This is a genomic window from Syntrophomonas erecta subsp. sporosyntropha (genome assembly GCF_055395365.1).
On record NZ_AP042459.1, the window covers coordinates 735987 to 754729 of the forward strand.

Annotated in this window: 16 protein-coding genes; 7 read left to right on the forward strand and 9 right to left on the reverse strand. The window is 43.1% G+C overall.

The genetic code is table 11. The annotated features are described in order from the left end of the window. Positions 1-19: 19 nt before the first annotated feature. The 3 genes from ACZ5Q0_RS03490 to ACZ5Q0_RS03500 all read right to left on the reverse strand — a co-directional run bounded on the left by ACZ5Q0_RS03490 (position 20) and on the right by ACZ5Q0_RS03500 (position 3151). A complete protein-coding gene (locus tag ACZ5Q0_RS03490; protein WP_447182708.1) occupies positions 20-814 on the reverse strand; it encodes an ABC transporter permease in 795 nt (264 codons plus the stop codon). Beyond that, entirely contained in the window at positions 811-1470 is a 660-nt protein-coding gene (locus tag ACZ5Q0_RS03495; protein WP_447182709.1) for an ABC transporter ATP-binding protein, read from the reverse strand. Before ACZ5Q0_RS03495 ends, ACZ5Q0_RS03490 begins: the two co-directional genes overlap by 4 nt. Before the next feature lie 82 nt (positions 1471-1552). After that, positions 1553-3151: a DEAD/DEAH box helicase gene (locus ACZ5Q0_RS03500; RefSeq protein WP_447182710.1), complete on the reverse strand. Its 1599-nt coding sequence runs from the start codon at positions 3149-3151 to the stop codon at positions 1553-1555. A 342-nt stretch (positions 3152-3493) separates the two neighbouring features. Here ACZ5Q0_RS03500 and ACZ5Q0_RS03505 point away from each other — a divergent pair, with 342 nt between their 5' ends. The 3 genes from ACZ5Q0_RS03505 (at position 3494) to ACZ5Q0_RS03515 (ending at position 7222) form a co-directional block, all read left to right on the forward strand. Next, on the forward strand, positions 3494-4510 hold the full coding sequence (locus tag ACZ5Q0_RS03505) for a VanW family protein (RefSeq protein WP_447182711.1): 1017 nt from the start codon (positions 3494-3496) through the stop codon (positions 4508-4510). Between the two features lie 493 nt (positions 4511-5003). Beyond that, complete coding sequence (locus ACZ5Q0_RS03510) at positions 5004-6215, forward strand: glycoside hydrolase 5 family protein (RefSeq protein WP_447182712.1); 1212 nt, start codon at positions 5004-5006, stop codon at positions 6213-6215. Next, positions 6212-7222: a glycosyltransferase family 4 protein gene (locus tag ACZ5Q0_RS03515; protein ID WP_447182713.1), complete on the forward strand. Its 1011-nt coding sequence runs from the start codon at positions 6212-6214 to the stop codon at positions 7220-7222. Before ACZ5Q0_RS03510 ends, ACZ5Q0_RS03515 begins: the two co-directional genes overlap by 4 nt. Positions 7223-7363: 141 nt before the next feature. Here the strand turns inward: ACZ5Q0_RS03515 and ACZ5Q0_RS03520 are convergent, their stop codons facing one another. Continuing rightward, the gene (locus ACZ5Q0_RS03520) at positions 7364-8242 is read right to left on the reverse strand and encodes a DegV family protein (protein ID WP_447182714.1); all 879 of its coding nucleotides are present in this window, start codon (positions 8240-8242) and stop codon (positions 7364-7366) included. 280 nt (positions 8243-8522) lie between these two features. Here ACZ5Q0_RS03520 and ACZ5Q0_RS03525 point away from each other — a divergent pair, with 280 nt between their 5' ends. Continuing rightward, positions 8523-9857, forward strand: a complete 1335-nt coding sequence (locus tag ACZ5Q0_RS03525) for an FAD-dependent oxidoreductase (protein WP_446819344.1) — start codon at positions 8523-8525, stop codon at positions 9855-9857. A gap of 50 nt (positions 9858-9907) precedes the next feature. On the opposite strand, the gene ACZ5Q0_RS03530 is transcribed toward ACZ5Q0_RS03525, so the two are convergent. Next, on the reverse strand, positions 9908-10354 hold the full coding sequence (locus tag ACZ5Q0_RS03530) for a thioredoxin family protein (protein ID WP_446819342.1): 447 nt from the start codon (positions 10352-10354) through the stop codon (positions 9908-9910). A gap of 449 nt (positions 10355-10803) precedes the next feature. On the opposite strand from ACZ5Q0_RS03530, the gene ACZ5Q0_RS03535 reads away from it, so the two are divergent. Next, on the forward strand, positions 10804-11718 hold the full coding sequence (locus ACZ5Q0_RS03535; RefSeq protein ID WP_446819340.1) for an MBL fold metallo-hydrolase: 915 nt from the start codon (positions 10804-10806) through the stop codon (positions 11716-11718). Between the two features lie 51 nt (positions 11719-11769). Then, complete coding sequence (locus tag ACZ5Q0_RS03540) at positions 11770-14532, forward strand: glycosyltransferase (RefSeq protein WP_464827252.1); 2763 nt, start codon at positions 11770-11772, stop codon at positions 14530-14532. Positions 14533-14691: 159 nt separating this feature from the next. Here ACZ5Q0_RS03540 and ACZ5Q0_RS03545 read toward each other — a convergent pair whose 3' ends face one another. From ACZ5Q0_RS03545 to ymfI, 3 genes are read right to left on the reverse strand one after another with little or no spacing between them, the layout of a single operon-like run. After that, the gene (locus tag ACZ5Q0_RS03545; protein ID WP_446819338.1) at positions 14692-16158 is read right to left on the reverse strand and encodes a S41 family peptidase; all 1467 of its coding nucleotides are present in this window, start codon (positions 16156-16158) and stop codon (positions 14692-14694) included. Positions 16159-16199: 41 nt separating this feature from the next. Next, complete coding sequence (locus tag ACZ5Q0_RS03550; RefSeq protein WP_446819337.1) at positions 16200-16841, reverse strand: HAD family hydrolase; 642 nt, start codon at positions 16839-16841, stop codon at positions 16200-16202. 42 nt (positions 16842-16883) lie between these two features. After that, positions 16884-17636 carry an elongation factor P 5-aminopentanone reductase gene (ymfI, locus tag ACZ5Q0_RS03555; protein WP_446819336.1) on the reverse strand — a complete coding sequence of 251 codons (753 nt, stop codon included), beginning with the start codon at positions 17634-17636 and terminating at the stop codon, positions 16884-16886. A 26-nt stretch (positions 17637-17662) separates the two neighbouring features. On the opposite strand from ymfI, the gene ACZ5Q0_RS03560 reads away from it, so the two are divergent. After that, positions 17663-18049 carry a hypothetical protein gene (locus ACZ5Q0_RS03560; RefSeq protein WP_464827253.1) on the forward strand — a complete coding sequence of 129 codons (387 nt, stop codon included), beginning with the start codon at positions 17663-17665 and terminating at the stop codon, positions 18047-18049. 229 nt (positions 18050-18278) lie between these two features. Here the strand turns inward: ACZ5Q0_RS03560 and ACZ5Q0_RS03565 are convergent, their stop codons facing one another. Next, entirely contained in the window at positions 18279-18659 is a 381-nt protein-coding gene (locus tag ACZ5Q0_RS03565) for an ATP-binding protein (protein WP_446819335.1), read from the reverse strand. Positions 18660-18743: the final 84 nt, after the last annotated feature.

Consider the following 18743-nt stretch of genomic DNA (forward strand, 5'->3'; position numbering starts at 1 on the left):
TTTTCCTTGACTTGCTTTTTTAATTACTGCGCATTGATTCTACCAAAGCCATATCTCTGGTAAACATTCTTTTATAAGACAATCCCACAATAAGCAGACAACCAATGGCAACTGAAGCCGCAATCATAATCATAACTACAAATTGGTAACGTACTGCTGATTGCGGATTCATGCCGGCTAAAATTTGACCAGTCATCATACCTGGTAAACTTACCAACCCCACTACCATTAGTGAATTAATAGTAGGAGTCATTCCCGCATTAACTGCCTGGCGCACATATTTCATAACTGCCTCCCAGGGGGTAGCACCAAAACAAAGTAATTGTTCTACCTGATCTACATGAGCATGAATTTCGCTGTACATACGATCCAGGCATAAGGCGATAGCATTCATAGAATTCCCCAGCAACATACCGAAAATGGGTATCATCACCTGGGCGGAATACCAGGGGCGTGGTGAAATAATAATGACCACCACTATGGAACCTACAATAAAGGTACTCATAGTTAGCGCTATAAAAGAGGCCTTTCCCGGATGGTAAGGTGCCTTTTTTATTCTCCGGGTGGCTTCACGACTAGCTATAAAACACATAAGTAATAAAATAGGGATAATAACTAGTAAGTTATTAACTTTAAAAATAAAGGTCAAAATATATCCAATTAGAGAAAGCTGGATAAAAGCTCTTATAGTTCCCCACACAAGTGATTTTAATAAACCTAATTGTAATAGTGCGGAAATAATACCGGTAATAATAACCAGGCTTACACTAAAAATTAATTGTAAATTAGATATAGGAATGTATCCACTATTCATATTTCTTCACCTTTGTTTATTGATAATATTGATACCTTATCAAACTCGTCAATATCGTCCTCCTGGTGTGATACAAGTATAATCCCCCGGTGAGATTTTTCTGCTACCCAGGTATTTAATAGCCTTAAAGCTGCTTTACGATTATCACCATCTAAGTAAGCAGTTGGTTCATCCAGCAGTAACACTTCCGGATCTATTAAAAGGGCCCGGACTAGACATAAACGTGAAGCCTCTCCTCCAGAAAGAGTACGAGCCTCCTGGGATAATACCGACTGGGAAAGTTGTAATTGTTCTAAATAGTTTATAGCTAAATCATAGGGGAAATCAATATTTAAACTACTTTTTATTTGAAAGGGCACCCGTAGATTATCTTCGCTATTACCATCAAAGATAACTGGTTTCTGGGGAACATAATGTATTTTAGTCCTCCATTCCTGGGGAGATATTGATCCCCAATTAATCCCATGATAGAAAACGGTTCCCTCCCGTGGTTGTATTAAACGAGCCAGTATTCTTAATAAAGTCGATTTTCCCGAACCGGAAGGCCCCTTAATAGCTAATATTTCCCCCGGGGCTAACCTGCCCGACTCCTTGAAAAGGATAGTCTGGTTTCCAAACTGGTGGGAAACGTTTTTAAATTCAAAAAAACCTGACATCCTACCTGAATCTTTCCTTTCCGGGCTTTCTGAAGAGTCGTCTGAGAGTATTTAGGCTCTTTTATTCTGCCCAATTTTAAATCTATTTCATAGTCTCTACGGTTTCAACAGCTTTGGGAAATGGCGGTTCCCATTCTGATGTCCTTATGCTTTTGGGCAGTGCGGCAAAAATATTGTAAACTTCATCCGCATATTTTAACGGTACTTCAACATAGGCTGAACTTCGATGAATTTCAATATCTCCTACCTGGGAACATTTTATAGTACTATTTTGTACAATATAATCCACCAAACTTCTGGGGCTCATACCATGTATACGTCCCCTGGGCAGCTCTACATAAACCGATTCGTCTTCCCCCATCTTTATTTCCGGGGCAGCCCGCCGACGAGAACTAGGTATGATATTATTAGCATTTTCTCCATAAAGCATCACTAATGCCCCGGTTAATAATTGTTCGCCATTATACTGGGCCAACAGCCGTTTGCTGAATTCCTTTATAGTTGGGCTAGCCTCCTGTCCAGCTCTTATTAACCGATTAGTTATGGCTAGCTGTTCTGCCTCCCGGTTAACCGACATGTTTTCCAAACCGATCTGCTTACCAATCCTATCTTCTATTAACCGCAATTGATCCATTTGGGCTGGTTCCACCAGGGTAATTGCCACCCCACTACGTCCTGCCCGGGCAGTTCTTCCTATCCGATGTACATAAATATCTGGTGAATCAGGTATATCAAAATTAAACACGTGGGTCACATGATCAATATCCAGACCACGTGCCGCCAGATCAGTGGCCACCAGAATCGTAAACCTGCCATTGCGGAAACGGTGCATAACCGTATCTCGCTCCCGTTGGCTCATGTCACCGTGTAGTGCTCCAGTATTGTAACCCCTCCGTTTTAACCTTCGAGCCAGATAATCCGTTCCTTTTCTAGTTCGACAAAAAACCAGGCTGCTGGCAGGTTGTTCCTTTTCGAAAAGCTGGCACAGGCATTCTGTTTTAAGCCGCCCTGACACCTGATAACAACGTTGCTCAACAACCGGTACCGTAGGTTCATCATTATCAATCAAAATAACCTGTGGCTTATCCATGAACCTTAGCCCCATTTGTCTAACTTCTTCTGGCAGGGTAGCTGAAAATAAAAGGGTCTGCCTGGCTCGCGGACATTGTTTTAGTATCCTTTCGATATCCGGTAAAAAACCCATATCCAGCATTTCATCAGCCTCATCCAGCACTATAAACTTTAAATCAGTAAGTTTCAGAGTACGCCTTTCCAGATGGTCAATCAGCCTTCCCGGTGTACCCACAACAACTTCAGGGTACCTGCCCAGTGCCTCAATCTGAGGACTGATAGCTTTTCCACCATAGATGGCAACAACTTCAATGCCCAGACCTCTGCCCAGAAAAGAAATTTCATCATGAACCTGCAGGGCTAGCTCGCGAGTGGGACATATAGTAAGAGCCTGAATACCTCCCCCTTCACGAAGACTATTTAGGACGGGTATTCCGTAAGCTGCGGTCTTCCCTGTACCTGTACGCGCCTGACCCATAACGTCATGGCCTTCCAGGACCAGGGGAATGGCCGCCACTTGAATAGGAGTAGGGTTGGTAAACCCCCGAGCTTCTATCATCTCTAACAGCCCGGGGTGCAATGGCATGCTTTTAAATTGTTTATCAGACAAAGCTATTCCTCCTGCATATCAGAAAAATACGCCTTAATTACAACTTACTTTATGAAAAAGTTGTTAGTTTTCCTAATAAACCTCCCTTTAAATGGCAAGAATCTCTTGTACCTACCTGCCACTATTTGTAATTTTATTTTTGCTGGGAATCACTGTGTGGATACATAACGTATGGTCTACCCTCCCCTTGTTGACAATTTCCATACAATTCTTCCTTTGATGACATGTTTTTAGAATTCCCGGTGCTAGCGCCAGATTGCAGGTATGCCAATACATTTCAGTCATAAAGTTAACTATAAAGGTGTAATTATATGGTATCACAACGTAGAGGAGAGTGTTTAATTGAGATTTAGAATAGGTGTTTTATTATTAGTTTTTTCCCTGATTTTCCCCTGTCCCATCTCCGGCCATGCTCAGGAATCATTTAATGATCCGGAGCTTAAATTAGTCTGTAATGGACAGGAAATAGAATTAAATTCATACCCATATATTAACCATTTAAACCGTACCATGATAGCTGCTGCTGACTGCACTGAACTGTTCGGTGCTCAAGTGGAGCTAGCTGATAATAACCAGGTGGTTATTATTAAAAATGATTTACAAATTTCCTTCCGGGTTGGAGAGAACGAGATTATAGTCGGCCATGAAATAATCCCTGCCGATTGCCCCCCGGAAAAAATCGGAGAGGCTATACAACTTCCCTTGCGATCCGTAGCTGGACTAATGGGTTATACGGTTAATTACCATCCCCTTTTTCGAGCTGTTTCATTAACTAGCTCCGCATACCAGGGGCCCCAGATTCCAGTTACCTGGAAGCCACTCTCTCCTGAGCCTATACCTATCCCTGATAATTTACCCCTCTGGGGCACCCTTGATTCTGCCCCCGCCCTGGGAACTGCCTGGTCTGATGAAGAACTTATCGGCGCATATTACACCACCCTGGTCAACAGTCCTCCCGGCCGTACTGCTAACATAGTGCTCTCCTGCCAAAAAATAAATGAGCAGATAGTACCTGCGGGGAAAATCTTTTCATTTAACCGGACCGTAGGGAAACGCACCCCTACTTCAGGCTACCAGGAAGCTCCAATCTTTGTAGGACGGGAGGTTATCCCCGGCATAGGCGGAGGAATCTGTCAGACTTCCAGTACCCTTTATAATTGTGCCTTAGAGTCCGGTATGGAAATCGTGGAGCGCTATGCCCACACCCTTAAGGTGGCCTATGTGCCATATGATCGCGATGCTACCGTATCATGGGGCGGTGCCGATATGAAATTTCGTAATAACCGGGACCATCCCATTAAAATTCGGGCTCAAGTCATTGGTAAATATGTAGTGTGTGCCTTCACCCGGGTACCCTGAAAAATCATAAATTCCATTATGTGAAGCAGGCCTTTATCGCCCGGTCCTCCTGAAGGGCGACCAGACCAACCTTAATGTTCCCGTGGAGAAAAACCGGAGAATATTTATGGGTTGAAACTAACGCAATATACCTTTTGGCAGCCGGAATCATATACTGGTAAATAAAACTAGTGAGGTGATATCATGTTTACCCGGCAAACTTTGATAAGAAATATTATGCAGGTCCCCGGAGCCCAGCGTCTGCTACTTAATTATGGCATCCGCTGCCTGGGATGAATGCCCGGATCGATGACCCTGGAGCAGGCTGCTCAAGGTAAAAACCTTAATCTTGATAACCTTATTTCCCGTTTAGAAAAGCTTAGAAACGCATCCTCTTTTCCTGACTATTTTTACTAATACTACTAGAGCGTGTCTTTTATGCATATAATCAGCCCGGTAACCAAAAAATAGTTAGTACAGGTAATACCTGACTTCCGCAATAAGGGGAATGATAATGAATAATTGCTTCTACCGGGGAATTAATTATTGGCCCGCCCATAAAGCCATGTACTGGTGGAAAAAGTTCGACCGGGATGAAGTTAACCGGAATTTTGGCCTTTTAAAAAGGTACCAGATGCAGATAGTTCGCCTATTTCTTACCTGGGAAGACTTCCAGCCTAAACCAGAAAAGGTCGAACAGCAGACACTGGGAAACCTGCTCTGTGTTGCCGACCTGGCTGAGAAGCACCAGCTTAAGATTATGCCTACTTTTTTTTGTGGGCATATGAGTGGTGTCAACTGGATGCCAAAGTGGATGATAGATCCCGGTTCTGAACCTTCCTTACGTTTTCCCATTTATTCCGATGGTACTTATCACTACTCCTCCATACGCAACTTTTACCAGGAACCGGAAGTTATTGAAGCCCAGCTTTTTCAGGTAACTCAAGTATGCCGCCAATTAAATGGGCATCCTTCTATCTGGGCTTATGACCTGGGCAATGAATCCTCTAATTGCTGTATACCCCATAACCGTAAGTCAGCTAGAAGATGGCTGGAATTAATGCAATCAGCCATCACTTCCTCACACCCGGACTGTCCAGTAACTATCGGTATGCATGCCGAAGATCTGGAAGAAGACCGCCAACTCTGGCCGCAGGATGCGGCTATATACTGTGATTTTTTATGTATGCATGGCTACCCTTTTTACCTGTCCTGGGTATCAGACCCCCTGGATGTTCATATTCTGCCTTTTTTAGGATTGGTCACTGCCTGGCTGGGGCATAAACCAGTTCTATTCCAGGAATTTGGAGCACCTACCCGACCGGTAATCCCTCCGTTAACATATCAACCTAGTTTATCTACACCACTTTGGGAGGAAACCAGGGTAGCCAATTACTACCGGCAGGCACTAAATCTGTTGTCAGCCAGCGGTATAATAGGGGCCCTAGCCTGGTGCTTTGCGGATTACATACCAGAGTTGTGGGAGCTTCCACCTCTTAAGGAAAATGCTCATGAACGCTACTTTGGATTAGTCCGCCACGATGGATCTGTTAAACCTGCATTGGAATTTTTTTCGGATTTTGCTTCTACTAATTTTAAGGAAAATATTTTTTCAGACTGGTTATCCGGTTTTTCCCGGGATGATTTCTATTTATCACCCCGCCAAAACCTAACCGCTATGTTCAGTAAATTTAAAACAGTTATCGGAAAGGAGAACATATTATGAAAATAGCTATAATTTCACCTATTGCCTGGAGAACCCCCCCCCGTCACTATGGCCCCTGGGAACGGGTAGTATCTTTGCTGGTGGAAGGCCTGGTAAAAAAGGGGATAGAGGTAACGTTGTTTGCTACCGGCGATTCAGTTACCACAGCCCGATTAGAATATGTATGTCCTTTTCCGTATGAAGAAGATAAAAATATTGATTCTAAAGTATGGGAAGCACTACATATAGCTCATGTTTTTGAAAGAGCTGATCAGTTTGATCTGATCCACAATCATTATGATTTTCTCCCCCTCACCTATACCCGGCTGGTCAATACCCCGGTAGTAACTACTATTCATGGGTTTTCCTCTCCGAAGATACTACCTGTCTACCGCACCTATAACTCTAATAATTATTACGTATCTATTAGTGATGCTGATCGCAGTAGTGAGCTTGACTACCTGGCTACTGTTTACCATGGGATTAATCTGGATGAATTTACTTTTAACCCCTGGGCTGATGACTACCTCATTTATTTTGGCCGCATTCACCCTGACAAAGGTACCCGGGAAGCAATAGAAATCGCCCGTTTATGTAAGCGAAAACTGCTATTAGCTGGTATCATTCAGGACCAGCATTACTACAACACACAAGTAGCGCCATATATAGATAATAAACAGGTAATTTATATGGGATCAGTCGGTCCAGAAAAGAGAAATGAACTTCTTGGAAATGCCTATGCCCTTCTCCACCCCATTCACTTCCGGGAACCCTTTGGATTAAGTGTGGTGGAAGCGATGGCCTGCGGAACACCAGTCCTGGCCTTTGATAAAGGCTCCATGCCCGAAGTTATAAAAAATGGAGAGACAGGCTTTTTAGTTAATAACGTCCTGGAAGCCGTAGAACACATAGGAAAGTTAGGAATCCTAAGTCGGCATAACTGCCGCCGGTGGGTTGAAGAAAGGTTTAGTGTCGAGCGGATGGTAAATGACTATCTGCATCTTTACCAGACTATTTTGAACAGGTAATTCCAACCTGGTAGAACCAGGCCCCCAAAAAGATCTTTTTGGGGGCCTAGTCCCTTTACACAGCTACGGCAGACTGTGTGAAAAAGGCGAAATAATCTTCCTATTCCTGTTTTCCGGCATATATTATACGTAGCGATAGATTTAAATATCGATTTTTGGGGTTTCCACAGAGCCTGACGGAGTTAAGAAAAACACCGAATAGGTTCCCGCACCTACATGAGAACCTATAGCAGCACCAATTTCCGATATAACGAAGTCCCGGCAGCCAAATTTTTCTTCTATCAACCGTTTTATTTCCAGAGCCCCTTCATAGTCGTTGGAATGGTTGATTCCGATCAGCTGATTGGGGATATCCTCACCACGTTCATCCATAATCTCTAACATACGTTTCTTAGCCTTTTTTAAACCATGCACCTTTTCTAATGGTACTATAAAGCCATCCACAAAATGTAATATTAACTTAATATTGAGGAGATTGCCCAGAGCTGCAGAAGCAGCACTAACCCTCCCCCCTTTTTTAAGCATATCAAAATTACCCACAATGAAAATATGCTGAATACGGCTGATATTATCCTCAATCTCAGCGATTACAGCCGACTTATCTTCACCAGCAGCTACTGCCCGGGCCGCCCGGATAACTGTAAGACCATATCCTACTGAAGCACTCTTGGAGTCTATTACCGTAATACGGTCAGGAGCAACCATATCCCTGGCAATACAGGCTGATTGATAAGTTCCACTTAGTCCGGAAGAAAATGCGATATAAATAATATCATCATCAGTTTCCCGGATAATCTTTTCAAACTCCTTCTGGTATTCGATCGGGGTGATTTGAGCAGTAGTGGGAACTACCCCCGGTTCACTGATTAAACGGTAAAATTCTGGCGGCTCTATAGTCAACCGATCCCGGTAAGTTCTATCCTTAATGGTTACCGGCATATAAAATAATCCTACATTAAGTTTATTTAAAACCTCCTGGTCAAGATCACAGGCATTATCCGCATAAAGGCGTATGGCCATAGTTCGCCCCCCCTTTTACTAATAATCAAATGATAGGGTTGTTATACAATATAATATTATAAATATCTTAAGCATATTATTATATATTTTAATATGCAAATAGAATTTTAAAATCGGCATTCCTACGAATAAATGATACCATAATAATATAGTTACATTAAATTAAGATGCTTATAAGCTCAACTAACAATAGGTTATATACAGTTAATACAAAAAAGTGTTATATTTGATGCTAAAACTACCACAAAAGCTGATTTCTTATTGTGAGGAGGGAATTATTTTGCCCAAGAAAATTGCCATTGTAGGTGGAGTTGCTGCTGGCATGAGTGCCGCCGCTAAAGCTCACCGGGTTAATCCTGATCTTGATATTCATGTATATACGGATGAAGAGTATATTTCCTATGCGGGCTGTGGCCTACCTTATTTTATTGGGGACAGAATCCATTCAGAACGTAAGCTTATAGCTCGAACCATAGAACAATTTACCGAACAAAACATTAAAGTGCATATAGCCACCCGGGTACTAGATATCTATCCCGATAAAAAAAGCCTGCTTATTAGGGATGCCCGTACTAGTACCGAATTAGAAACACCTTATGACCGGCTGGTGCTAGCTACTGGAGCTAGACCTGTAAAACCTGCCCTAGAAGGAATTAATCTTAATGGCGTATTTACCCTGCGTAAACTAACTGACAGCCTCTCCATACGCCAGTTCATGCTGGAGTATAAACCTCGTCGGGCCGTAGTGATTGGCGGCGGATATATTGGACTGGAAATGGTTGAAAATTTAAAAGACCACGGCTGTGAAGAAGTTACAATTATAGAAAGGGCTCCCCAGATAATTCCTAATATGGATGCTAATATGGCTGAGTTAATACAATCCTACCTGGAATCTAAAGGGGTAAAGGTCCGTACTGGTGAAAGCGTTTTACGCTTTGAAGGTAAACACCTTTTAAATGAAGTAATTACTGACCAGGATACTATTCCGGCTGATTTTGCCTTATTATCGGTCGGAGTTCAACCTAACTCTGAGCTGGCCGATCGGGCAGGTATCACCTTAGGAACCCGTAATGCTATTCGGGTTAACTCCAAGATGGAGACCAGCAGGGCGGATATATATGCCGCTGGTGATTGTGCTACCACATTCCACCGGATTTCAGGCCAGGAAGTATATATTCCTATGGGAACTACTGCCAATAAACAGGGTAAGATAGCCGGGGAAAATGTTGCCGGTGGTAATGCGTCTTTCCCGGGTGTATTAGGAACCGGTATCGCCAAAATTATGGAAATGGAAGTGTCCCGTTGTGGTCTAAATGAAAGAGAATGCCAGAGCCTGGGTATAAAATACACCAGCCACACTATAAAATCCAAAACAGCAGCTCACTATTGGCCAGGTTCAGGTTCCATTTACGTTAAAATTATTGCCGGAGAGGATCGGCGTATTATCGGGGGACAAATTGTTGGTTACGCTGGTGCAGCTAAACGTATAGACATATTGGTTACGGCTATGACTATGGGAGCAACTGTAGACCAGCTGCTGGATATGGATTTAGCCTATGCTCCGCCTTTTAGCCCCGTTTGGGATCCAGTGCTAGTCGCCTTAAACCAATTTTAAACATCAGGAAGCAAGGGGACGTTCCCTTTGCTTCCTCGGGCTTTTTAAAGCTATTCTTCCAGGGCCTTATTTAACTGGTTAATCATCTCCTGCTTTTCCACATATCCCACCTGCTCATAGACGATTTCACCAGCCTGGTTATATACATAGATCTGAGGGACCATTCCTATATGGTAATCTCTACCTAATCGATGGTTTTGCATATCATCCAGGTTGACATCTATAAACTCAATTTTTCCCTCATAATCCGGACGTAGTTCATCAAATACCTTCTTCATTTCCACACAAGCAGGACAAGAAGCTGTCCGAAAGATAACCCACATCGGTTGCGAGTTTTCCTGAGCTTCTTTAATAAGAGTAGCTGCATCTGGCCCCGTCATGCTATCGTTGTCGGCATACTCACCTGATCCCTGGTTCCGGTTAATCCAAAGCAGCCCTCCGCCTATAATAAATAATCCCAGAATGGCAATAGTTAATACCGTCTTTTTGTTTTTCATATGCCTCCCCCTTTATTTCCATAATAAAACACCTTACCTTTTATGTTCCCCAATCTGATATTTAGTCCACCTATTTGGTAAATGCTAAACATAAATTTATCTTCCGGTAATAGTAAAGCTAAATGTATAACCCTCCTAGTTTATTATACTAGAACCTGATTCCCAGCCAACAACGACTTCTGTATATCCCTATAAGCATAATTAATCGCCTTAACTTTTCCCCTAAGATATCCCTTATATATCTGCTGGCTCTACCATATTAGCTAACCACTAGACTTAATTACCAAATAGTTCATACCCTAGAGAAAATATCTAATTATGGACGTCAATTTATTGTAAAGCAATTTACTGGCAACAAACTAATGATGCATCGAGAAGTTAAATATAGTATTATATATCTCGATTATTTATTTACCAATAGTACGTTTTTGAGAAAGGAGGCCTGACATTTGCTTAAAATAAACCCGCACATTACCCTAATCGACTCGCCTGGATTTCAGTTTCCATACTGTAACTGTCTTTTGATAGAAGATGATATAAACTGCCTCCTTGACAGCAGTCCCCAAAAAGCCGGCCTGGATTATTTACGAACCCGACCTATTGATATGATTGTAAACTCTCATGGTCACCTGGATCATTATTATCTTAATGAATGTTTTCCACACAGTCGGATCCTTATGCATGAAGCAGATCATGGTATGGTTAGTTCTCCTGATACGTACCTGGAGTTATTTGGTTTCAAGGCGTTAGTAAAAGATCCCAGCTTTCACCGTTATTATCTAAATGCCGTAGGTTACCGCACTACCCGCATCAACGGCCATATTCAAGAAGGACAGTGTATCGATCTAGGCTCCACCCGTTTTTATATTATGCACCTGCCTGGGCATTCCCCTGGGCACTGCGGGTTCTGGTTTCCAGATCATGGTTTCATCTTTACTGTCGATATAGATCTTACTAAATTCGGCCCTTGGTATGGAGCCCTGGATTGTTCGATCTCCGATCTTATCAGATCCATCAACCGGATAATAGAAATAAAGCCGGATTACCTTATAACCAGCCACGGTGATGGCCTGGTCAAAGATAATATATCCCGGAGACTTAAGGCATACCGGGATATCGTCTATGAGCGCCATTACCGGATTGTGCAGTTACTATATACTGGTCACCATACTATTGACGAAATTGCCCGACAGGTGCCGATTTATATTGTCCTGCCCCAGCCCCATCAGGTATTTTACGTTTTTGAAAGTATGATGATTTTAAAACATTTAGAAAATTTGATGGCATTAGATAAAGTAATATGTGAAGATAATCGCTATTACCTGAGAAGTGGACTTCGCCCTGCCACTATTGATCTCGGATAATTTTTCCTACCCTGAGGCATGAAAAACCCTTTACCAGCACAAAATATGGTTATGCTGGTAATACGAAGTGATACAAATATACCGGGACAGTTGATACGGTTTATCATCAGCGGTTTAGCTAACACCGCCGTTGATTTTGCTGTATTTAACACCTTAATACTGCTGCTAGGAATAAATCAGGGGTGGCCCCTGCTATGCATCAACCTGGCGGCAGTAATGGCTGCCGCAGCTAATAGCTACCTGCTTAATCGTTATTGGACCTTTTCCTCACCAGACTACCATCGTGGTGAAATTATACGCTTTATCATTACTACCGCAGCGGGATTTGCTATTAACAGTCTGCTGGTAATAACCGCCTCCCTTATGGCCAGCCGTTTTCCCTGGCCCACTCTGCTAGTTTTAAATGGGGGCAAACTTCTGGCTGCCCTGGTATCTGCCACCTGGAATTTCATTCTTTACCGTAACTGGGTATTCGTTGGAAATCAGCCTTTACAAAAAGAAGCTCCCCCCTTCCAACCTGGCCTGGTAAGTATCATTATTCCTGCCTATAACGAAGAACATCGACTTCCTGCCCGTTTGACCAGATTAGCAACCTCCCTCCCCTGTTGCTTTCCGGTAGAAATCATAGTTGTAGATGATGGCAGTACTGACAATACCCTGATATTAGCCAAGGAACTGGCCAGCCGCCATCCGGTCATCCGTTGTCTGCATTATGACCGTAACCAGGGTAAAGGCTATGCAGTTAAAACTGGTATGCTACATGCCCAGGGTGAATTTCGATTATATACTGATGCTGATGAAACCTTTACTTCGGATCACATCTGTGAGGTGGTAAACAGATTACAGCAGGGAGCAGGTATTGTTATTGGTTGCCGCCCAACCCGGTCTGCCCAACGGATAAATGGTGAATCATCCTTGCGCCGTTTAATGGGAAAAGTGTTTAACCTTATCGTACAAAAAACATTATTACCCGGCATAGATGATAGCCAGTGTGGAATTAAAGGCTTTCATTATCAGGTAGCCACTAGACTATTCCCCCTCCAAACCCTTAAAGGATTTGCTTTTGATGTAGAACTACTGGTGCTGGCCCGGAGTCTGGGTTACCAGGCGGAAAAAGTTCTGGTAAAAGCCATAGAATGCCCGGGTAGTCGGGTCAACCGCCTGCTGTCGCCCCTGCAAATGAGCGGAGAACTTATTAAGATTAAAATAAACCTGTTTACCAACCAATATGGCCTGCCCGGTGGAAACCAACCTTTGGTAAACTTCCTGACGGTCCTGACCCTGTTCACTGCAGCCTTGGCAGTACGTATCCCCTGGCTATGGGAAGTACCACGCTTTATAGATGAACTTAAAGAGGTAGGATTAGGGTACCTAATCTATACTGGGGCTGCCCTGCCACTGCACAATGCAGCTCATGATATCGGGGCATTGCATAACTATATCCTGGCTTTGGTATTTAAAATCCTGGGCCCTGGTATTTACTGGCCGCGTCTTTATGTTGCTACTACCGCTGCTATTACCGTAGTTCTTGTTTTCTATTTAGCCCGGCACATCTATGGGGTAGGAACCGCCTGGTTGGCAGCCGGCTTATTATTAACTAATGGTATGCATATTCTGGTAACCCATATGGCCTGGTCCAACTCTACCACCCCCTTCTTTTTTACCCTGGCCATGCTAGCTACCCTGTTAACGGAAAAAAAGAAATCAGGGGGCTGGTTAATCATCTCCGCATTTCTGTGGGCCTTAACTTTGCAAACTCACTCCTCAGTTATCATTTTTATACCGGTAGTCTTAATCTACGTTTTAAGACCCTCATTTAGATCGTCTAGTCGTATTAGCCCACATAGCTACCTATTGGCAGCCTTAGCTTTTGTAACCGGTTATGCTAATATGATTTACTTTAATATCCTCACTCGTGGTGGCAGCCTGCACTGGCTTAAGTATAAAACCTATGCCCTGGAAACTAACCTAACTCCATTTTCCTACCTGGCTAACCTGGGCAATTTATTAGTGGATCTGTTCCGCACCCTGAGTTCCGCTTACACCCGTTACCCAGATGTAAGCAACTATTTCCTTAACCCTATTTTTACAGCTACCCTGATCCTTTTGGTAATAGGAATTATTTACAACTGGAAAAAACCTTACAATCTCCCGGTATGGTTATTGCTGGCAGGAACCCTGGCTATCCCCATGTTTAATCAACGCTATGCTTTCTTCATTTCTACCCGTTACATAATGCCCCTGGTATTATGCAGTATCCTTTCGATAGCCTCAGCCATTGTCCTTATTTACCACCGTATCTCCCGCAGTACCTGGACAGACCGTTTTTATCCCGCCCTCAGGGTAGCTGCTCCCACTATAGCTATATTATTAATCTTGGCCCAGCTTTTCCCATTCTATAATTACTGCCGCAATGTAGCTAATACCAACGCTTCTAACCGTATGGCTCTGGATATTATATCTCTCATTGAAACGGTCCCGGAAAAGGACCATACAACTATTGTGTTGGATAATCAATTACCACTGGAAAACTCCCCCTTGCCTGGACTCCTCACTCTGCAAGGGCAATCATTTTTAATGTTATCTGCAGACTCCCCAGAACCTGTTAAAGATCAATGGTTAGAATATATAAAAGACCAACCCAACCAGCGGATTCTAGCTGTATTAGATACAGTTACTTTCAACTACCTGTACGATTTTATTAACCCCCAACAGGTTAATTGCCTTAGCTGCCAAGTAGTTATCCCCTCTCCTAAGCCTGAGCCGAGAAAAATATATATAATCGAAACTTCACCCTCCGACCGTACCCCATAACCAAAAATCATCCCGCTCAGCCTTTACAACCTGCGGCCCGGTTTACATCAAAGCACTTGATTGTTTTCTATAGTAAAAGGGCGGCATTTAACTGTTTTTATACCAGTTAAATACCGCCCTTCTCTAAGCTGCGTATCCATACCACAGCTCATCTCATCCTTAAAACAGTTCCAATGCTTTACGGTAGGCGTTATCATATTGGGTCCTTAATTTATTTAATTGATGATTTAAGGCATCCTGGGTAGCAAAATCCAGGACTCCACCGGGATTTAAACGGTAGTCCTCCTGAAAACGAGACAGGGCTTCAACTGTAGCCGCATCCATCTCCAGATCGGGTACCCCCACATCATAGCCGCTCATACGCAGTATTTTTTCGGCATTGAGCACATCAAGTGATATACTCCCTAAACCCGGCTTCATACTACGGGTAAGCCGGGTTATACTGCGAATATCAACATCCCGCACCACTTTAATATCACCGGTAATAAAATCAGGATGTAGACCTTCACCATCAATATTCCTGCCAGAGGGAGTATAATATATTCCCGTGGTAACCTTCGCCCATCCTAACAGCTCATTTTCCCGCAGGTTGATATGGTTATTAACTACTAAATCATAGGCACTCACCGAGTCAATGCCTTGATTACGGTATTTCTGGTATGCCTCCGGGGTTAAAATAGGCATAAAACTTTGCACCCGGGCCTTACCAAAGGTAGGTTCTCCTACTAATACCCCCGCACCACTATCTTGAATAGCTCCAGCCAGTATTTCCGAAGCACTGGCAGTTTCACGGTCAACTAATACCACCAGCTGATATTTAATATTTTTAAGATTGGAAACATAAGTTACATCCTGTTTTTGGCTCTGCTTAAAACTAAGGGTAGTTATTTCGCCGGGGACAAAATGTTCAGCAATCTCCACCGCCTGATCTACACCTCCACCCCCATTACCACGCAAATCCAAAATTATTTTATTGATATTATAACTATCAATTTCCTGCAAAGCCTCTTGCAGGCACTCGGGTGCATAGCTATTAAAAGATTCTAAAACCACATAAGCCACATCTTCATTTACTTCTAATCTGACCGGACTGATTTTAACCGCCGCCCGGTTTACAGGATAAATAGCCTGCTGACCACCAGGCCTAACTATACCTAAATAAACTATGGTTCCGCTTTCCCCTTTGATTTTTCCGGATATGCTGGTAGCGGAACTTTTCCCCACCGGTTCGCCATCCACTGATACAAGGCGATCACCAGGTAACAATCCGGCTCTTTGGGCAGGGGACCCCGGAAAGACATGGGCAATTACTATAGAATCATGATTTTCCATTAAGATTACCCCGATACCTTCATATCCCCCCCGGTAATCATCCATAAAACGATGGGCTTCCTCCCGGGAAAAGAATTCAGTATAATCATCCAGCCCATGGAACATAGCCCGTACTGTATTCTCTATAAAAGGCTGGCGATCTATTTCCTGGCTATAGTTATCCTTTATAAAACGCATGACCCCTTGCAGGTATTCAGTGTCTATATCCTCGGGACCGGCTGCTACCGCAGCATTAGTGCAACATCCGGTTACCAGCAACGCAACCAGCAAAATGACCATCAGTTTATCTTTCATGAGCTTTTTCCCTCCCGGCTAAAGTTGCTATAATCTTTAATCTACAACAGCAGCTTTCCTAGTTCCTGTACGGTTTTCACCAGATAAGTTGGATCAGCATTAGTAAGCTCTTCAATGCTCCCATAACCATAAGCTACCGCAATAGAATCTATCCCATTATGATGGGCTCCTACTACATCATGCATCCTATCCCCTACCATAACGGTTTGCCCTGGGTCCTTCCCGGCCTGGGCGATTTCTATAATCTCCTTTTTTACCACTCGGCTTCCATCCAGATTACTGCCTATCACCAGGGAAAAGTATTTATCCAGTTTAAAATATTCTAAGATGCGTTCAGAATATATAGTTGGTTTCGAAGTGGCTACCGCTAAACATTTACCCTGTTCGCTTAAATCTTTTAAAAGGTTGTCTATTCCAGGGTAGACTTCATTTTCGTACATACCGCGTACACTGAAATATTCCCGGTAGTACTCTACCGCTTTCCAGGCCTGGTCATGTCCTAACTGGAAAAATTTTCGAAAAGATTCTACTAGAGGAGGTCCGATAAATTTAACCAGCTCATCCTGTTCAGGAACCTTAATACCTGACTTATTAAGCGCGTATTGTACCGATTTTGTAATACCCTCCTTGGGGTCAGTCAGGGTACCATCTAAATCAAAAAGAATAGTTTGATAATCCTTCACTTAAATCTTTGCCTCCACTTCTCCACCAGGAACGATAATTTTTTATACTAGCCAACCACCATCCACCCCGATTACCTGCCCATTTATAAAATCGGCCTGTGGGGAAAGAAGATAGGCACACAGGCTGGCTACATCAGCAGGCCGGCCCAATCTTCCTACCGGAATTTGGCCTGCTAAATCCTTCATTTCCTGTTGATCAAGTTCACTTGCTAACATGGGAGTTTCTATGGGACCAGGTGCAATAGCATTCACAGTAATACCAGAAGGTCCTACTTCTCTTGCCAGGGAACGGGTTAAAACAATCATACCCCCCTTAGAAGTGGCGTAAATACTTTCATAAGAAGCACCGGTCACCCCCCACAGGGAAGCAATATTTATAATTTTGCCAAACCGCCGGGTTATCATATCCGGCAAAGCCCGGCGACAACATAGAAAAGTACCTTTTAAATTAGTATCCATAACCGTATACCACTGTTCTTCTGTAGTCTCAGTAATTAAAGCCCGCAGGGAAACACCGGCATTATTAACCAGCAGGTTAACCTTACCCAGATTTTCTTCCACTTTTCGGAATACCCGTTCTACCTCTACAGACTGGGTAATATCTCCCCGAACAGCTATGGCATCGATACCTTTTTCCCTTAATTCATTTACCAGCAAATAAGCTTCCTCTTCCGACCTATAATAATGAACCGCTATCCGCGCCCCTAATGAACCAACCTGGCGGGCTATCTGTGCACCTATTCCCCGTCCAGCCCCGGTAACCAGGCAAACCTGCCCGGCAAGTGATGCTGTCACCTATTTCAACTCCCCATTAATAATATTTGTGTTATGCTAACATTCTTATTGTATCTTTTCCAGCTAATACCTTACATCAATGCGGCAGCCTTCCCTTAGATTTACGTGATTTATTAAAATGGATTAAAATTAACATCGTTTGCCACCCTTTATACCACATCATAGTAAGACAAGCCTGTCTTTCAATCTTAACATCTCTTAAAGAAAATTGTGAAACAAAACCAGGAAGGGCAGGGACGGCCCTTCCTGTGCTTCCTTCTTCCTTAAAAAGGGGAAAAGAAGCAAAAGGACCGCCCCCGCCCTTCCTGTGCTCAAAAAAAATTCCGCTTTTAAAAGCGGAATTGGTATTTTCTAATCCTATTCAGTTAGGTGGCGGACAGCAGATTCTCTATACAACAGGAAAACCTGAATAACCAAATACAAACCGCCTCGAAACAAACTTTTTTGGATTTATCTGACTAAAGTGACATTAACCTTGGTAACATAAAATTTTCTAAAATACTAAGTGGTAAAGAACTCAGGACTACCTTATAGATTTAATACTAACCGCGAACGACTTCTAGCTCTCCGCCACCTACCTTTATTATAATTGCTCAAAGTTCAGTAATCAAGCTGTTTGAGGCACTTTTTTTCTGGTAATAATTACCCGTGAATAAGACGTGGTAAACAACGGGTACAGAACCATAATGATTCGCCCCGGTTCTTTATAGCCAGTAAATAGGTTTCATCCTCACTGGCTCCGCAGGAAACACAGTGCTGAGGTATATAGGTCCCCTGGCCGGTGGCCGATCGATGCAGCTTAACTGCTTCTTCGGAAAACTCTTCTGCCTCCCTAACCTGTAATGATAATGCCCCAGTCGGGCATATGCCAATACAAACCCCTGCACCATCACAAAGTTCTTCCCTTATGACCCGGGCCTTACCATTTTCCAGCATTAAAGCCCCTTCAGCACAAGGACTAATACAGGCTCCACAACCATTGCATAATTTATCATCGATTTTTACAATTGTTCTTTTTCTCATTTGGCATCCATCCCGTCCATTTCTATAAGTCCGTCCATTTCGGAATATTTTCCATAATACCTAACTTTAATATTAGAAAGCTTA